This window comes from Streptomyces sp. NPDC005485 (assembly GCF_040606085.1).
GTDB lineage: Bacteria > Actinomycetota > Actinomycetes > Streptomycetales > Streptomycetaceae > Streptomyces.
Genome location: NZ_JBEXDZ010000189.1, coordinates 1 through 16733, shown reverse-complemented (window position 1 = coordinate 16733; position 16733 = coordinate 1). Strand labels below are relative to the sequence as shown.

Here is a 16733-nt window from a genome sequence, read left to right as displayed (position 1 = left end):
CGGCCGAAGCCCCAAGTACGTCCAGTACGAGGGCCTTCGTCCGGCACGCCGAGGGCACGCACCGAACACCGCGGGCACCGCACAGGACTTTCAAACACCCCCTAGTGCCAGTTGCTGATCTTGACGTCGTGCGGCGCCGGCTCACCCTTGCCGGTTTCGAGTAGGTTCTTGAGGCTCATCAGGAAGGTCGCCCACTTGGTGCTGCAGTGGTACATGAACTCCACCGGCTCCTTCCAGCCCTCGTGCCGGAACAGCACGATCGTGAAGCCGTCCTCCTGCTTGAGATCGAAGCTGACGTGAGTACCGATCCATTCCTCGGGACCGCCGACGACCTCCCAGAGCACACGCTGGGCGGGCCGCACCTCCAAAACCTTCATGTCGAACCCGCCGGCCTCGAAGCGGAACCGGATTACTCCCCCGACTTCGGCGTCGCCTTCCGTTTCCTCCGTCCACCAGCTCGCCAGCCCATCGACCGTGGTCAAGGCCGCGTAGACCTTGTCCGGAGACGACGTGATTCCGATCCTGTGCAGAATGTCCAGCATCTCGATACCTCTTTCCGTATGGACGCCCGCATTCGGACGCGGTCATGCGCTCTGCCACCACATATGTGGCCACGTTCTTTCGTGAGGGATCAGCCCTCCTGGCTCCGCTGGATCGCCTCGGCGATCCGCTTGATGCGATGCAGCCGCGCGTCCCAGGTGGCCCCGACCGACGACAGCTGCGCGACGGCACGGGCGAGCTGGGCCTCGTCCACCTCGTAAAGGCGCTCGCGTCCGGACGGCGTGGCGTGGACCAGACCCACTCGGTCGAGTACGCCAAGATGTTTGGCGACGGCCTGCCGCGTGACCGGCAGCCGCTGACTGAGCGTGGTCGCCGTACCGCCGCCGTCCGTCAGCAGCAGGTCGAGCATCCGCCGCCGGATGGGATCCCCGACCGCCGACCAGAGGTCGTCGTCGATCGCGACGCTCATCGCGCGGACACCAGCCGAGCGACGTAGGTGACGAGACGGGGCAGGAAGTGGTCCCAGCCGTTGACGTGATCGCGGTACTGCTCCTCCAGCACAGCCGCCTCCCAGCCGTTCTCACGGAATCCCGTCTCGGTGAAGCGCAGCAGCGTGCCCGCGCCCGACGGGACCAGGTCGAAGGTCACCAGGAGCGAGTTGGCCGACGTCGCGGCCTCCCCCTCCTCGTACACCCACCGGAAGGAGAACCGCCGGGGCGGGTCCGCCTCCATCACCGTGAGCGGCACGACCTTCACGTCCGGCGTGGACCTCTCGCCGAACGAGATGGACCCGGTAGCGCCCGGCACCGGCTTGAACTCCGCCTCGTCCGGCCACCATTCCCGCAGATGTTCGGGCGTGCTGATGACCGCGTAGACCACCTCGGGCGTGGCCTCGACACGGATCTCCCGCTCGATGCTGCCGTACTCCATCGCACTCCTCCGACCTCTTGCAACCTTTGGTTGCACATAACTGTAGGCCACTCCTGCCGCATACGCAACCATTGGTTGCTCTTGGTTCACCGATGAGCGGAGCCGGGAAACGTTCAGAGAACAGCGAACGCGGGTCGAAGTGCGGGGCCTGCGAGCCACAGGGAGCGCCGAGAGCCCCTCGGCGTGGAATGCTCCGCCGAGGGGCCGTATCGCCTGCATCGTCTTCGCGCGGACCGTAGTTCAGCCTCCGCGCGGGTTCCGAGATCCGCGAGAAGAGTCAGGCCGGCAGGCCTCGAACGAACCCGGCTACCTGCGTCGCCACCGCTTCCGGCGCCTCCAGGGTCATGAGGTGGGTGGCGTCGATCCGGTTGACGCTGACCGTCGGCCGGGCGGAGGAGAGCGCGGCCAGCTCCTCGGAGACCTCCTGTGCGAACCGGGCGCTGAATTCGCTGAACCACTCCATGCCAGGCGCAGGCGGCAGCTGGCGGTCGGCCTGTACGAGCAGGAGTGGGCCGTCGACCCCGTCCAGCCATCCGGTGACACCGCGCGCGAAGACCTTGTGGAGTTCGTCGAAGATCTCCAGCGCCTCCGTCCGTTCCGGCAGCGTCTGCCACTTGCCGTCGGACAACGGGCGGACGGCCGCACGGGCAGCCGCCTCCGCACGATCGGCGGGAATCCCGAACCGCCCGGCGGTGACGACCCGCTCCTCGATGTACTCGGGTGGCGCGATGGTCCCGGCCGATGCCAGCAGCCCCTCACTCACCCGTTCGGCACCGGGGTACTCGCGTCCCCACCAGAAGCCGTCGAGATTCACCGCGGCACGGGCACGGTCCGGGTTCGCCCGGGCGTACTCGACCGCGACCACTCCGCCGAGTGAGTGGCCCACCACAACGGCCTCCGGCACGCCATGCGCATCGAGTGTTTCCGCGATGTCCTGCACCACGGCAGGGATGGTCCAGGGGGAGATACCGGGAGAGCGGCCGTGCCCGGGAAGGTCGACGGCGAGGACACGGTGCCCGGCGGTGAGCAGGGCGGCCGAGGCATCCCAGTCGGTCAGCGACCGCGAGTATCCGTGCAATAGAACCAGTTGAGGGCCATCGCCCCCATGATCATGAACATGTAGGAGTGTCATTGGGCTTCACTGTAGGAGGCACACAGCATTTCGAACACCGGATTAGGACGGCCCCCTACGTCGTGATCGCTCATTGGTCCGTACCTGCGGAAATGGTTACGGGGCAAGGGCATTGGTGTGCGCATCGCCCGCAAGGGCAGGTCCGGCCGGCCCGAGGGCCACCGGATACAGTGCGCGAGACGGCAGCCTGGTCAGGGAGGGGAAACGTGACCGCCACCAACAACGTCCGACCCGCCGACGGTGAAGCGCGAGCGCCACGGCAGAGCCGACTGCACCGCATAATGCGCTACATCCCCCTGATCGCCCCCGTCCTGCTGTGGGCCGTGCCCTGCTGGGTGCTCCTGTACAGCGGCCAGCACTGGCCGCTGCCCGTCACGCCGGCCGGCACCGCCCTGTTCACCCTCGGCCTCATCGGGATGCCGCTCGCGATGGGGCGCGGCCACGGCCGACGCCAGCAGGACCGGGCGGCGATCGTCGGTGACACCCTGCTGGGCAGCAGCTGGGTTCTGTTCACCTGGTCCGTTCTGCTCGGCGTCTTCCTGCGGCTCACCCTGACCGTGGCCGGCGTCGGCGAGAGCCAGGACCGGGCCCGAATCGTCACCTGGGCCGTCCTCGGCGTCACCGCCGCACTGCTCGGGTGGGGGTACGCCGAGGCCCGCCGCGTGCCACGCGTACGCCGACTCGACGTGCAACTCCCACGGCTGGGTGCCGGGTTGGACGGCATCCGCGTCGTCCTCATCACCGACACCCACTACGGCCCACTCGATCGCACTCGCTGGTCGGCACGGGTGTGCGAGACGGTGAACACTCTGGAAGCCGACCTGGTCTGCCACACCGGCGACATCGCGGACGGCACGGCCGAACGCCGCCGCGCCCAGGCCGTCCCACTCGGCAGCGTGCAGGCCACCCGGGCCCGTGTATACGTCACCGGCAACCACGAGTACTACAGCGAGGCCCAGGGCTGGGTCGACCTGATGGACGAGCTGGGCTGGGAGCCGCTGCGCAACCGGCATCTGCTGCTCGAACGCGGAGGCGACACCCTCGTGGTCGCCGGTGTGGATGACGTCACCGCCGAGTCCTCCGGCCTGGCAGGCCACCGCGCCCACCTCGCCGGAGCCTTGAACGGCGCAGACCCCGACCTGCCCGTCCTGCTCCTGGCACACCAGCCCAAGTTCGTCGACCGGGCGGCAGCCGCCGGTATCGACCTCCAACTCTCCGGCCACACCCACGGCGGCCAGATCTGGCCCTTCCACCACCTGGTCCGCCTGGACCAGCCCGCCCTCGCCGGCCTCACGCACCACGGCACCCGCACCCTCCTCTACACCAGCCGCGGCACCGGCTTCTGGGGCCCACCGTTCCGCGTCTTCGCCCCCAGCGAGATCACACTGCTCGTACTCCGCTCCCCGCACCTGGCCACCTCGCCGTAGACAGGGCGGGGCTGTCCGTTCGTGGCGCCGTCCCGCTGGTGCTCGGAGCCAAGGCTCGCGGCCCAGCCGGCCAGAAAGGCGAAGACGACCTACATAAGCGCGGACTGGGCGCTCGCCTCTGCCACGCATCGCATGGTGTACGGCCGCACGTTCCAGGCCCCGACTGTGTAACGGAGGTGGCCCTCCCCAACGGCGCGGGCTTCGATCCGCCAGGGGCCGCCCCCGGTGGGATAGAACCGCAAGGTCAGCGTCCGGCCCGACGGCAGGTACAGCTCGGCAACGGAACAGTCCACCACCAGGCGCAGTTCGATCGGGGCACCGGACGCCGTCTTCGCTTCGGGGCAGGGGACGCGGTAGGTGCCGCCGTGTGCGCGCGGGTCGAGTGAGGCATGCACCCGGTCGACGACGAGCTCGCCGGTGGCGGAGTCGATCCTGATGTCGAGGTATTCGGTGCCATCGGCAGAGGTCACCAGCCGTAGTCCCCCTGCCGTCCCCGTGGCGCGGAGTTCAAGGCGGGCCGTCAGATCGAAGCTCGCGCTCACCGTCCCCAGTACAGCGGTTCCGGAGGTCTCGCCGGAAGACGTCACGGCACGTCCGTCACGCAGCGAGAGGAGTTCCCTGGCCGGTTGCTGGCGTACAGAGCCGTCTTCGCCGAGTGTCACCTCGCGCGGCAGGGTCAGCAGCCCGGCCCAGCCGGCCTCACGCGCCCACTCCGCGTCGCGGGCCTCCCACGACCAGCCCCACAGCAGCCACCGGCCGTCGGGGGCGGGCAGCAGCGCCGGGGCGTAGAAGTCGGGGCCGTGGTCGAGCAGAACGGGTGTGCCGGCGAGGAAGCGGCCGTCCTGTTCGCGGCCGGCATAGACCACGGTCCGGCGCGGTCCCTGCTCCGGGTCCCAGGCGCTGACTATCAGCGCGCCGCGTCCGTCAGCGTGCAGGTACTGGGGGCACTCCCAGCCCAGCCCTGTGTCGGCGCCCGGTGCCACCAGGTGCGGGGCCCGGGTCAGGAACGGCCCCTGGTACTCCCACTGTTCGAGGTCGGCGGACTCGTACAGCAGTGCCGCGGCCCGGCCGTCGACCTGCGCGGAGCCGACCAGCATGCGCCAGCGACCGGCCTCGCGCCACACGTACGGATCGCGGTACATGGTGGCGCCGACAGGAAGATCGGGGATCAGCAGGCTGCCGCGCGGTGCCCAGGTGACACCGTTGTCCCGGGACTCGGCGGTGGTGACCGGCTGCGCCCAGCGGTCGGTACGGAACGCGGAGTAGAAGGCGACCAGGCGATCGCCGTCGGAGACGGCGTTGCCCGAGAAGCAGCCATCGGCGTCCTCGCCGCCCGGTGTGGGGGTCAGCGCGAGCGGGAGTTCCTCCCAGGTCAGCAGGTCGGGGCTGCGGAAGTGGCCCCAGTGCATGTTCGCGTGCTGCGGCCCGTACGGGTTGTACTGGAAGAACACGTGGTAGTGACCGTCGTGGAAGACCAGCCCGTTGGGGTCGTTGATCCAGTTGCGGGGCGGGCGCAGGTGCGCGACTGGCAGGTGGGAATCTGCGGGCATGACGGACACGCAGAGGTCCTTTCAGTGAGAGGAAGTCGGCGGAGTACGGGGTCAGCCCTTGACGCCGGTCGAGGCGATGCTGTTGACGAACGACCGCTGGAACACCACGAAGAGGGCGAGGACCGGCACGGTGATCATGGAGGAGTAGGCCATGATCTGACCCCAGCCCACGTTCAGTTGGAAGAAGTAGGAGATGCCCACCATCACCGGCCGCAGCTCCTCGCTCTGCACGACCATCAACGGCCACAGGTAGGAGTTCCAGGCGGGCAGGAAGGTCAGGATGGCGACGGTGGCGACCGCCGGCCCGGACAGGGGCATGACGATACGGCGGTAGATGGTGAACCATCCGGCGCCCTCCACGACGGCAGCCTCGTCGAGTTCCCTGGGGATGCTCTGGAAGTACTGGTGGAAGAAGAAGATCGAGAAGGCGTTGGCGACGAATGGCACGATCTGCACCTGGTAGGTGTCCATCCAGCCGGTGGTCCACTCCAGCTGGAAGCCGTTGACGCGGAGCAGCGGCAGCTGGTTGACCCACCACACCAGCGGCAGTGCGAAGGTCTCGAACGGCACGATGAGGGTGGCGATGACGGCGGTCAGGACGAGCTTGCGGCCGGGCCAGCGCATCCGGGACAGGGCGAACGCGGCGAGGCTGTTGACGATGATGCCGACCACGACCGTGATCGTGGAGATCAGCACGGAGTTCAGCAGGAACCGTGCCGCCGGGACGCGGTCGAACACGCCCGTGTAGTTGTCCAGCGACAGGGCGCCCACTGGCAGGAAGGCGCGTAGGGAGCCGAGGTCACCGAAGATCTGGTCGTCCGACTTGAACGACGAGACCAGCATGAACAGCAGGGGCAGCGCGAAGACCAGAGCGAGGAGGACACGACCTGCGTGACCGCCGAGGTGCTTGAGGAGGGAGGTCATGTCAGTCCTTCTCCCGGGTCAGGAAACGCTGGACGAGGGACACGGCCAGCACGAGCACGAAGAAGACCAGGGAGATCGCCGATGCGTACGCGGTCTGCTGCTGGTCGTAGCCGGTGCGCACCGCCTGGTAGACGACGGTGGTGGTGGAGTCGAGCGGGCCGCCTTGCGTCATCTCCCTGATCTGGGTGAAGAGGCTGAACGCCGCGATGGTGATGGTGACGAGCACGAACGTGCGGGTGGCTCGTAGGCCCGGCCAGGTGACATGGCGGAAGCGGTGCCAGCGGGTGGCTCCGTCCAGGTCGGCGGCCTCGTACAGCTCGGCGGGGATGGTCTGCAGGCCGGCCAGCCAGATGACCATGTGGAAGCCGACGCCCTGCCACACTGACATCAGGATGATGGCGGGCATGGCGGTGGCAGGGTCGCCCAGCCAGTCCGGGCCGTGGACATGTCCGAGGGTGAGGGTCGAGATGACGTGGTTGACCAGGCCGTCCTGGCGGTAGAGGAAGGTCCACAGCAGGGACACGACGACCATCGAGGTGACGACCGGCAGGAAGTAGACGGTGCGGAAGAAGTTGACGCCGCGCACCTTCCCGTTGACCAGCAGCGCCAGCACCAGGGCGAGCCCGGCCTGGAGCGGGACGACGACGGCAGCGAAGTACGCCGTGTTGCGCAGGGACTTGTAGAAAACCGGGTCTTCGAAGAGCTGGGTGAAGTTCCTCAGGCCCACGAAGCGGGCCGGGGTGGGCGAGATGAGCCTCGCGTCGGTGAACGCCAGGGCGAAGGCGAGGGCGACCGGTACGACGAGGAAGACGATCAGCAGCACGACGGCCGGGCTGGCCATGCCGAGGGCGGTGAGGCTCTCACGGCGACGGGCGTTGGTCGTTCGGGTTCGCCGGATCGGACGCAGCCGGCCGAGGGCCGCGATCATGGTGGTCACGGTAGCTCCAGGGGAGGCCGGTCCGGTTCGGGCGCGCAGGGAGAGCGCGGTCGGGGCCCGAACCGGACCGGGGTGGGGCGGGTCAGCCTGAGTAGTTGTTGTTCGTCTTCAGGTTGTTGTCGATGTCCTTCGCGGCCTGGCCCAGCGCGTTCTTGGGGTCGGCGCCGGCCAGGATGTCCTGGGCCGCCTTCTGGAACTCTGTGGAGATGTAGGGGTAGGCGGGGGTGGCCGGGCGCACGACCGCGAACTTGCGGGCGAATTGGACGAGTTCGTTGAACTTCCCGCCCGGCTGGTAGCCGTCGACCTGCTTGGCGGCGGCCTCGATGGCCGGGATGGTGCCGGTGGCCTTGGCGTAGTCGACGAAGTACTTCGTCTGGCGGGAGAACTTCAGCCACGCCTGCGCCCCGGCCTTGTTGGAGCAGGTGGAACTCATGGCCCATTGCCAGGAGGCGCCGCCGATCTTGGGCCCGTTGCCGAAGTCGACCGGCGGGATGATCGCCAGGTCGTCACCGAGCTTCTCGGCGTTCTTGGCCGCGTTCCAGCTGCCGTCCCACTGGATGGCGCTCTTGCCGGCCAGGAAGTCCTTGTTGGGGTCGGCTCCGGACTTCTTCGCCATGTAGCCCTTGGTCACCAGCGACCGGAACCAGGTGGCCCACTCCACGGAGCTCCTGCCGTCGAGGGTGCCGGAGGCTGTCTTGTAGCCGTCGCGGTTGATCAGGTCGCCGCCGAAGCTCTGCAGCTGCGGGGAGTAGGCGTAGGGCCACCACTCGCCGGTGCCGCCGGTACCCGTCTCCAGCGGGTAGGCGAACTTCCCGCTCTTCTTCAGCTTGGCGAGGGCGGAGTCGAACTCGGCCTTCGTCCAGGGCTTGTTGATGGTCGGGACGCGGATGTCGTACTTGTTCAGCACCGACTTGCGGGCGAAGAAGGTCAGGGCGACGTCGTAGAAACCGAACCCGTAGACCTTGTGCTGGTAGCGGCCGACGGTGCTGGCCAGCTGGTCGGACAGGGGTACCTCGCTGCCGGAGACATCGATCGGGGACAGATAGCCGCCCCAGGCCCAGTTCGCCACGTTGGGGCCGTCCACGTCGAGCAGGCAGGGCAGCTTGCGGGCCGAGGCGGCCGCCACGACGGAGTTGTTGTAGTCGCTCTGCGGGAACGCCTGGAGCTTGACCTTGTACTTGCTCTGGGAGCCGTTGAAATCCTTGATGATCTTCTTGACGACGTCTAGCTCGGCCGAGTTGCCGGCGTTGTGCGTCCACAAGGTGATCGTGTTGCCGCTGGCTCCTGACGAGCTGCCGCCGCTTCCGGTCGCACATCCGGCGATCAGCGCGGTCGCCGCCAGGGCGGCTACACTCGCACCAGCGAGGCGCCTGGTTCTGAACACCACGAGGTTCCTCCATCTCACTGAGACGGGTCTTACCGGACCCGCCTTGGCGACCGGTTGCGACGGTCGCTGTTCTTGGTGGTCGTCGCGCCGCCCGGGAGTTCTCCGCTCCGGGCGGCGGGACGACCCGTCCATGGGTGCCGGACATCAGCTCCCAGCGGGCGCGCCGATGGAGGCACGCTCCTGAAGCGGCATGGGCACACGGTGTACGGCGGCTTCGAGCGGGCCCTCGCCGAGGATCAACTCCACTGCAAGGCGGCCGAGTTGGTAGTGCGGCAGCTTCAGCGTGGTGAGCGCCGGGCGCAGGACGGACGCGATGTCCTGATCGTCGAAGGAGACCACCGACACATCGCCGGGCACCGACAGTCCTGCCTCGCCGAGCGCCTGGTAGGCGCCGAAGGAGATCCGGTCGTTCAGGCACACCAGTGCGCGGGGACGGTGGCCCGCCGCGAGCAGCGCCGAAACCTCCCGGTAGCCGTCTAGCGTGTCCCAGTTGCACTCGATGACACCGTCCAGGCGGGCGCCGCCTTTCCGCAGGACCTCCTGCAGCCCGCGCATGCGCTCGTTGCCGGCGATGATCCCCTCGGGCGTGGCCGGGATGGCCTGGTGGCCGCCGATCGCCCAGATTCCCTCGGTACGGCCGGCGCCGAGCAGCGCACGTGCCGCGTCCCGGCCGGCCTCGAGTTCGTCAGGGATTACGGACGGCGCGTCGAAGTCGGCCAGACAGTTCAGCAGGACCACCCGGCGCCCGAACAGTTCCTTGGGCGGTGTCACGTACCGGGTGAACATGGACGCGTAGATCACCGCGTCGACCTGGCGGTCCAGCAGGGCATGGACCAGGGACGACTCGGCGGCGCGGTCACCACCCGCTTCCGTGATGAACAGCAGGTTGTCCCGTTCCCGGGCGGCCTCCATCGCACCGCGGATCACGTCGCCCGCGAACGGTGTCGTGGTGATCCGGTCCGACACGAACCCGATGGTCTGGGTCGACTTCGTCCGCAGGCTGCGCGCGGTGACGTTGGGGCGGTACCCCAGCTCCCGGGCGGCCTCCAGCACGCGTTCCCGGGAAGCGGCGGAAATGCGCATGTCCGTGCGGCCGGACAAGGCGAACGACGCGGTCGTCGGCGAGACACCCGCCCTGCGGGCAACGTCGGCCATCGTCACGCGGCGTTCAGGCATCAGCGGCTCAGCTCCGTTGTTAAATCGGATTAGCAAGGTTGCGACGAGAGTGATGCGCTTCGGGTCCGACGTCAACACCCTGGACATCTCGAACCCGCAACAGCCACCTTTTGCGCTCTTATGTCTGATTTTTAGATAACGCCACGGTGAATCGCTTCGCGTTAGCCCTTGCTTTAGCCGAGACGGCGCGCGAACGATGCCGAGTCACGTGGTTAAACCGATTTGGCACGGCGAGACCCTGCCCTTCCGTCCAGGAGTCAGCCATGAAGGGAAGAACGGCCAAGAACGGCCCTCAGTGTCGCGCCGGCCTCCCCATCGAACTGTCCGTGCTCCCCGACGGCGACATCGGCTTCAGCCCCGTCGAGGAGGTCTCACGCCTCCACGTCGGCGAACCCCTCATGGACATCAATGCCCCGACGTCCATCACCGACGCGAACTCGCGCCTGACGGACATCAAGGGCGACATGCTCCACATCAAGCTGACACTCGAGCGCGGCAGCGCAGACACATTCGGTCTCGACGTGCTGCGCAGCCCGGGAGATGAAGAACGAACACGTCTGTTCCACGACGCGCCCGCCGGACAACTGGGAGTGGACCGAACGCGGTCCGGAAACGACTCCGGCGCCGAGCAGAACCTCGGTATACAGAAGGGGCCGCTGACACTCTCGAACGGCACTCTGACACTGGACGTGTTCGTCGACCGCTCGGTGATCGAGACATACGCGAACTCACACAAGTCGATCACCACCCGTGCCTACCCATTCCGGCAGGACTCCCTCGGCCTGAGACTCTTCGGCGACGGCAGCGTCGTCAAGTCCATGACCGTCTGGAAGATGGGCAGCATGACCGACTGACATTCGGCGTACATCGGGGTACGGGGCAGCGCCTGCGCGCTCTTCCTTACAGTGTCGCCGCGCTGGGCGCGGGGAAGGGCGCTGGTGGTGATGCTGCTGGTGCAGCTCGGGTGGTGGCGGTGACGGGGCTGCTGAATCTTGCGGCTGCCCCAAGTAGTCGGCTGAGATGCGGGGGCTCGGCCGAGAGCTGACCGGGACCGGCCGCGCCCGGTACGGCAGCAGGGCCCGGACCGCGCGTCACGGTCCGGGCCCTGCCCCATGCGGTGCCGCCCTGCGGCGGCGGTACGTCAGCTCTGTGCGGCGTCGTCGCTCGCCTGCCCGGCACCCTCGGCTGCTCCTGCCTTCTCGCGCATCTTGCGCACCAGCTCCGCCTTCTGGTCGGCAGCACCCTGGCGGTCGAGGTTGCGGTGCGGACCGTTGTTCTGCCGTTCGGCGCGGGACAGCTTCTTGCGCTGGCCGCCGCCCATGCCCACGGGGTTGTTGATGTTCTTGCTCACGGGTTCTCCCGGAATGATGTGAAGTGATCTACGGATTCATCGGTGGGGGACGGGCGCGGCGACGTCGAAGGACGTCAGCAGGGGCCCATCACGCTCTCACTCGTAAATCGGCGTCTGGAAGAACATGACCATGACGTTACCCGGTTCCGTCGGCCTCGCACACCAAATTCTTCGCCGTCCCGGCGTCGACCGGGCCTTCGGCGAGCGCCCGGGGTCAGCCGCTTCGGAGAGGGCGCCGGCCGGCTCCCTGACAGCGACGGCGAGGAACCACGATGACCGCTCCCACGGAGTGGTCATCGTCGCCCTCGCCGTCAATGCCGGGCTTGCGCGGCAGGCACTACCCACACGTCAGCGTGGGCAGCCCCCAGTCACCGTGATCGCTGCCGTTGCCGTCGCCGCCGTCGCCGACCTTGAGGTCGATCACCTGGGCGCCGCTGACGTCCACGTCGATCGGCACGGCAGCTTGTTTGCCGTGGATCGTCGGCGTGGTCACCAATGTCTTGCCGTCGGCCGTCACCGAGAACGTCACTGTTCCCGAGCCGCCGGTCTCGTCGTCCACACCGACCTCGGCCGTCAACCGCGAGCAGTTCCCCGCGAGATAGAGCTGGATGTCGCTGTCCGCGTTGGTGCCCAGGCCCTTGGCGTAGTTCGCGCCGGAGATGCTGATCGGACGGCCGTCGCCGGCTGCCTGCTCACCGACGCTGGAGTCACGCTCGACCGGACCCCACCCGTTGGTGGACGAGAAGAACGGCAGGTCGCTCACTGCGTTCTTCCCGGCCGGTGGAGCAGGCGGAATCTCGCCGACGATGCGCTCGTCCGTGCCTGTGGCCTGCCGTCCGTTCTGCAGGTAGTGGACTGTCGCGGTGAGTGCCGAGGCCGACGGCAGCTCCCCTGTCGGCGGCTGGACCTTCCAGGTGAAGGTGGCCGACCGGCCGGGTTGCACACGCTTGACCGACGCGGGGCTCGGGGCGCTCACGTCCCAGCCGTCGGGCGCGGAGAAGGAGGCCGTCAGCTGGGAGGCGGACGACTTGTCCTTCGGCACCCGCACCGTGGCCTCGGCCGTGAAAGCCCGTCCCGACTGGACGGTGTCGGGCACGTCAAGGGTGACGTCCGCGCCCGGCCGCTTCGGCATCGCGTACTTGCGGGCGTCGTAGCGCGGACTGTCGTTCTGCGCGACGTGCAGGGCCGAGGCGTAGCTGCCGTAGTTGGTGAGCGACACCTTGCCGAGGCCGCCGGTGCTGCCGTCCAGGTTCCATACGGCAATGGCGATGCTGTTACGGCCGTTCGGGTTCAGGATCCCGTTCGGCACCGGGAACGTGTGCTGCGGCCCGAGGTAGTTGACGTAGTTGCCGACCTGCCAGCCGTTCACGAAGATCGTGGCCCGGTACTTGCGTGACGGGTCGTCGGTGAACGTCAGCCCGAGCGACGTGTCCTGGCCGTGCGGCAGGTCCAGGGCGACGTCGGAGCGGTACCAGGAGACTCCGGGCCGGGTGTCGGTCGTCGGAAGGGACGTCTTCTTCCACTTGCTGTCCGGGTAACCGGGCAGGGACCAGCCGGCCCGCTCTCCGTACAGGCCGCCCGTCGAGAGCGGCCCGCGCACCGTGTCCTGCAGGTCCTCGCCGCCGCGTACGCCCTGCAGCCGCCAGGTGACGGCGGTCAGCGGTGCTCCGGCGAGGGAGGCGCTGGTCAGGCCGCGCGCTGCCTTGTTGCCGTTGGTCGAGTTGTAGTCCTCCTCGTGCCCCATGTTCACGGTGAGCACGGAAATGACGTTGTCACCCTTGGACTTGAGCGCATCGGCCGGGAAGGCGAAGTCGGCCTTGCCGGTGGTGGAGCTGCCCAGGAAGGTGCCGTTGAGCCAGGCGGAGAACGCCTGCGCCCCTCCGCCGGAGTCCGAGACCAGGTGGATGCCGGTCTCCTTGCCGGTGGCGTGGAAGCGGCCGCGGTACCACGTGTTGCCGGTGTGGAAGTCGTAGTCGTCCGCGTAGAGCACCGGTGGCGTGTTGACGCCGGAGACGCTGTTGGTGGTCGTCTTGTCGGCCACCTGCCAACTGGTGTCGTCGAAGCCGGGGGCCGCTTCGGGCGACTCCTCGCTCTGCTTCCAGTTGGTGAGTGCCGGCAGGTGTATCGGGGCTGCCGTGGGGATCTTCCCGGTGAGGCTCCCCGTGCCGCCGGCCCGGGTGGCGACGGTCCGGCCGTTCCAGGTGATGCGGTCGGCGGAGGTGAACACCTCGATGTTCTTGTCGTCGGCGTTGTCGCCGGTGAGTGCCAGGGTGCGGCCGCTGTTCAGGCTGGTCGCCGTCCGCAGCAGGTGGCTGCCGCGCACGAGGACGGGGCCGGCCGCTGTGTCCTGACGCCAGAAGGTCTTGGCCGTGGCCTTGTCGCCGAGGAGCAGTTCGAGCGGGCGCTGTCCGCCGCCGGTGATGCTGACGCGGATCAGGTCCTTGTGCGTGTAGTTCAGCCGAAGGTCGCCGGTGCTCGCGTCCCAGGTTGTCGTGACCGGGCCGCCGCTGGAGGTCACCGTCGGCTTGGAGGCGTAGCGCAGCACGGTCTCGCCGTCGCTGCCCGCATCACCGTAGAGGACCGCGACGTCCCGGTCACCGATGGCCGCGTTGGTCATGATCTCCGAGGTCGAGTACTGCAACTGCGAGTCGCCGAGCCGGTAGTTGGCCACGATGACGTGTGAGTCGCGTCCGTCGAGCGTGATCGCGGTGCCCGTCTGCTGGGGCACGACCGGGTAGGTCGGCTCCGTGGCGGCGGTCCCCGTCGGCACGTCGATGGCGTCGATGGCCACGTAGTTGTCGGTGGAGCCCGAGCTGTGGCTGCCGTCGACGACGATCTTCAGGGTGTGGGCTCCGTCCGGCAGGCCGGTCTTCTGGAAGACCACTGCCTGGTTCTCGCTGCCGGAGTCGTCGACTGTCGCGACCTTGGTGCCGTCGAGGTAGACGTCGGCCTTGCCGTGGTTGTTGGTCTTCGAGCCGATCCAGCGGATCGCCGTGCCGTCGAAGGGGACGGTCACCGAGTCACCGGCCTTGTTGGAGAAGGACTCGGTGTGCTTGTAGTCGCCGCCGGTGTAGCTCTGGTCGGCCACGTGCGACCACGAACCGGTGTACTGCAGCGCCGAGTCGGGGTCGTCCCAGGTGTACGTGGTGTCGGCGGAGGGCTGAGCGTTGAAGTCCAGCGCGATGTGGGCCTTGTCGACCGCGGTGGACGTGGAGTTGCCGTGCCGCAGGACGTGGAACTGCGTCTTGGCGTCGGGGTTCATCCGGGCGGTGTCGACGACCGCCGAGTTGTCCGGCGGTGTGGCCCTGATCGTGTCGGTCTTGGTCAGGGGTGCGACCGACTGGGTGAAGTACCCGATCAGCTTGTCCTCGTCGTACTTCGGGTCGAGCTGGCGGTTCTCGCGGATCGCGGCGCCGTAGTCGTAGGACGTGTAGTTCTGCGGCATGCCCAGCCAGCCCCAGTTGGTGCCGCCGTAGGTCATGTAGAAGCTTTGCGCGGTGGCGCCGACGGCTATGTTCTGCTTGTAGAACACGTTGGCGAACCGGTCGTTGATCAGCTCGGCGCACTTGTCGTAGCCCGGCCCGCCCCAGGGGTCGAAGGCGCCGCCCTGGAACTCCGGCGTGTACAGCGGCTTGCCGGCGGGGTGGTCGTAGCTGATGTCCGGAACGCCGTTCCACTTCGAGGGGTTCGAGCAGTCGAAGCCCTGCGGATAGGAGTCGGGGCCGTCGACATCCAGGGCGCCGGTGCCGGAGTTGAAGGTGCCGTTGTTGTTGCCGGTCAGCGGGACCGTGATGCCGTCGGCGCGGGCCTTGTCCTTCAGGTGCTTCATGTAGGAGTGGCCGGCGGCCGTGCCCTTGTAGTACTCGTTCTCGACCTGGTAGGCGATGACGGAGCCGGTGCCGTTGGTCAGTTGGTGGCGGGCGATGATCCGGTCGATCTGGGTCAGCCATTCGTCCGCGTACTTCAGGAACCGCGGATCGTCGCTGCGGTTGTTCCCCGCCTTGGTGGTCAGCCAGCCGGGCAGGCCCCCGCTGTCGACCTCCGCGTTGATGTACGGCGCCGGGCGAGCGATGACGTAGAGGCCTGCCTCCTCGGCCATGTCGAGCACCTTGTCGGCGTCACGCACGCCACTGAAGTCGTACACGCCCGGCTTCGGCGAATGGTATCCCCAGTCGAAGTACAGCGACGTGGAGTTGAACCCGGCAGCCTTCATCTTCTGGAAGATGTCGCGCCACAGGTCCGGGCTCGGGAGCCGGAAGTAGTGGAACTCGCCGGACCACAGGTACGTCCGCTTGCCGTCGACGAGGAACGAGTAGCCGTCGATACTCACCGTGTGCGCCGGCGCACCGTCGGCGTGCGCGGCGGTGGGCGCCTGTGCGCCGACGTCCCGCGCCTCCGCGGCGGGCGCGCTCAAGCCTGCGGCCAGGGCGATGGTCGCGGCGGTCGCGAGGACCGCCCTCCACCGTCTCCCCCGACTGGGCCTCGTAACTTCTGAACTGATCCGATTACCCCGCACTGCGGCCCTCCATACGACCCGAACGATCAGCACCAAACAGACTCAGGCAAAGTCGAACAGTAGGGCCGCACAAGGATCAACACAATGGGGCGGGAAAGGGCAGATGAGAAATGCGGGGCTGCAAATCCCTGGTACGCAGGCCTGGTTGCCCGGCTTGCACGCAGCCACGGTCGAGCCCGGAGTGGTGACGGGCATCATCACCCTCGCTCCCGCTCTGCTGTCCCGGGCGCTGATGGCCTAGGCCGTGACGCCTTCGATGGCGTCGGCGCCGGCGACGAAGCGGCGGCTGGTACTGGTCGACGAGGGCCAGGTGGTGGAGGCGTCCACGAGCAGCTCGGTGCGGAAGCAGCCGGGCTCCACGATGGTGGTGCGGATGTTGTACGAGGCGATGTCCTCGAAGAAGCCGGCGGAGAAATTCCCGGCGTTGCGGCGGGGACTCTGCAGCGCGTCTTCTCTCACGTCGCTGTCACGAGTCCCTTGGATACTCCCGCCTCGCGGGGCTCGGAACTGGGTTGAGGCGCTCAGCCCTGAACCAACTGGACGCCCCAGGACGGCTTTCCACGGCATGTGCGCATGACGGCCCGGTCGCGTGCCCGTCGACGGCCGGCCGTCTTGAAAAGGGGCACCCTGGCGGCCTGGAACCGCAGACGAGCTCCGAAGGCAGGGCGCCGTGCCCCGGTCGCGGAGTCCGCGCTCGAGGCTTCCGTGCTCGAGGCTTCCGTGCTCGAGGAAGGAGCAGTTCAGTCGACGCGGACGAGGCGTCCGCCGCCCTGCCCCGGTACCGACGCCCCGGACGGACCGGACGCCACCGGCGGACCGGGCATCCCGGCAGCCGGAGTGGACACCAACAACGAGTGCTGCAACCGATGCAACCGCGCCGACGGCTCCAGCCCCAACTCCTT

Annotated in this window: 13 protein-coding genes and 1 pseudogene; 2 read left to right on the top strand and 12 right to left on the bottom strand. The window is 68.0% G+C overall.

Going from position 1 to position 16733, the window contains the following annotated elements:
• Window positions 1-101: 101 nt before the first annotated feature.
• The 4 genes from ABZS97_RS38515 to ABZS97_RS38500 all read right to left on the bottom strand — a co-directional run bounded on the left by ABZS97_RS38515 (window position 102) and on the right by ABZS97_RS38500 (window position 2509).
• The gene (locus ABZS97_RS38515; protein ID WP_356146124.1) at window positions 102-542 is read right to left on the bottom strand and encodes an SRPBCC domain-containing protein; all 441 of its coding nucleotides are present in this window, start codon (window positions 540-542) and stop codon (window positions 102-104) included.
• Window positions 543-631: 89 nt separating this feature from the next.
• A complete protein-coding gene (locus tag ABZS97_RS38510; RefSeq protein ID WP_356146121.1) occupies window positions 632-970 on the bottom strand; it encodes a metalloregulator ArsR/SmtB family transcription factor in 339 nt (112 codons plus the stop codon).
• Entirely contained in the window at window positions 967-1431 is a 465-nt protein-coding gene (locus ABZS97_RS38505) for an SRPBCC family protein (RefSeq protein ID WP_356146118.1), read from the bottom strand. The genes ABZS97_RS38510 and ABZS97_RS38505 overlap by 4 nt, the downstream gene beginning before the upstream one ends.
• A gap of 277 nt (window positions 1432-1708) precedes the next feature.
• Window positions 1709-2509: an alpha/beta hydrolase gene (locus ABZS97_RS38500; protein WP_356146114.1), complete on the bottom strand. Its 801-nt coding sequence runs from the start codon at window positions 2507-2509 to the stop codon at window positions 1709-1711.
• 260 nt (window positions 2510-2769) lie between these two features.
• On the opposite strand from ABZS97_RS38500, the gene ABZS97_RS38495 reads away from it, so the two are divergent.
• Complete coding sequence (locus tag ABZS97_RS38495; protein WP_356146111.1) at window positions 2770-3990, top strand: metallophosphoesterase; 1221 nt, start codon at window positions 2770-2772, stop codon at window positions 3988-3990.
• Window positions 3991-4079: 89 nt separating this feature from the next.
• On the opposite strand, the gene ABZS97_RS38490 is transcribed toward ABZS97_RS38495, so the two are convergent.
• The 5 genes from ABZS97_RS38490 to ABZS97_RS38470 all read right to left on the bottom strand — a co-directional run bounded on the left by ABZS97_RS38490 (window position 4080) and on the right by ABZS97_RS38470 (window position 9964).
• Window positions 4080-5540 carry a glycoside hydrolase family 32 protein gene (locus tag ABZS97_RS38490; RefSeq protein ID WP_356146107.1) on the bottom strand — a complete coding sequence of 487 codons (1461 nt, stop codon included), beginning with the start codon at window positions 5538-5540 and terminating at the stop codon, window positions 4080-4082.
• A 51-nt stretch (window positions 5541-5591) separates the two neighbouring features.
• Window positions 5592-6464: a carbohydrate ABC transporter permease gene (locus ABZS97_RS38485; protein ID WP_356146104.1), complete on the bottom strand. Its 873-nt coding sequence runs from the start codon at window positions 6462-6464 to the stop codon at window positions 5592-5594.
• Window position 6465: 1 nt separating this feature from the next.
• The gene (locus tag ABZS97_RS38480) at window positions 6466-7392 is read right to left on the bottom strand and encodes a sugar ABC transporter permease (RefSeq protein WP_356146129.1); all 927 of its coding nucleotides are present in this window, start codon (window positions 7390-7392) and stop codon (window positions 6466-6468) included.
• A gap of 91 nt (window positions 7393-7483) precedes the next feature.
• Window positions 7484-8785, bottom strand: coding sequence for an extracellular solute-binding protein (locus ABZS97_RS38475; protein ID WP_356146101.1), 1302 nt, complete (start codon window positions 8783-8785; stop codon window positions 7484-7486).
• Window positions 8786-8932: 147 nt separating this feature from the next.
• On the bottom strand, window positions 8933-9964 hold the full coding sequence (locus tag ABZS97_RS38470; protein WP_356146098.1) for a LacI family DNA-binding transcriptional regulator: 1032 nt from the start codon (window positions 9962-9964) through the stop codon (window positions 8933-8935).
• Window positions 9965-10227: 263 nt separating this feature from the next.
• Between ABZS97_RS38470 and ABZS97_RS38465 the strand changes: the two genes are divergently transcribed.
• A complete protein-coding gene (locus ABZS97_RS38465; protein WP_356146095.1) occupies window positions 10228-10818 on the top strand; it encodes a GH32 C-terminal domain-containing protein in 591 nt (196 codons plus the stop codon).
• A gap of 287 nt (window positions 10819-11105) precedes the next feature.
• Here the strand turns inward: ABZS97_RS38465 and ABZS97_RS38460 are convergent, their stop codons facing one another.
• The 3 genes and pseudogenes from ABZS97_RS38460 to ABZS97_RS38450 all read right to left on the bottom strand — a co-directional run.
• On the bottom strand, window positions 11106-11315 hold the full coding sequence (locus ABZS97_RS38460) for a DUF6243 family protein (RefSeq protein WP_356146093.1): 210 nt from the start codon (window positions 11313-11315) through the stop codon (window positions 11106-11108).
• A gap of 337 nt (window positions 11316-11652) precedes the next feature.
• Entirely contained in the window at window positions 11653-15831 is a 4179-nt protein-coding gene (locus ABZS97_RS38455) for a beta-galactosidase (RefSeq protein WP_356146090.1), read from the bottom strand.
• A gap of 303 nt (window positions 15832-16134) precedes the next feature.
• Window positions 16135-16224, bottom strand: a pseudogene (locus tag ABZS97_RS38450) (short-chain dehydrogenase/reductase); the annotation flags it as partial.
• Window positions 16225-16733 lie beyond the last annotated feature (509 nt).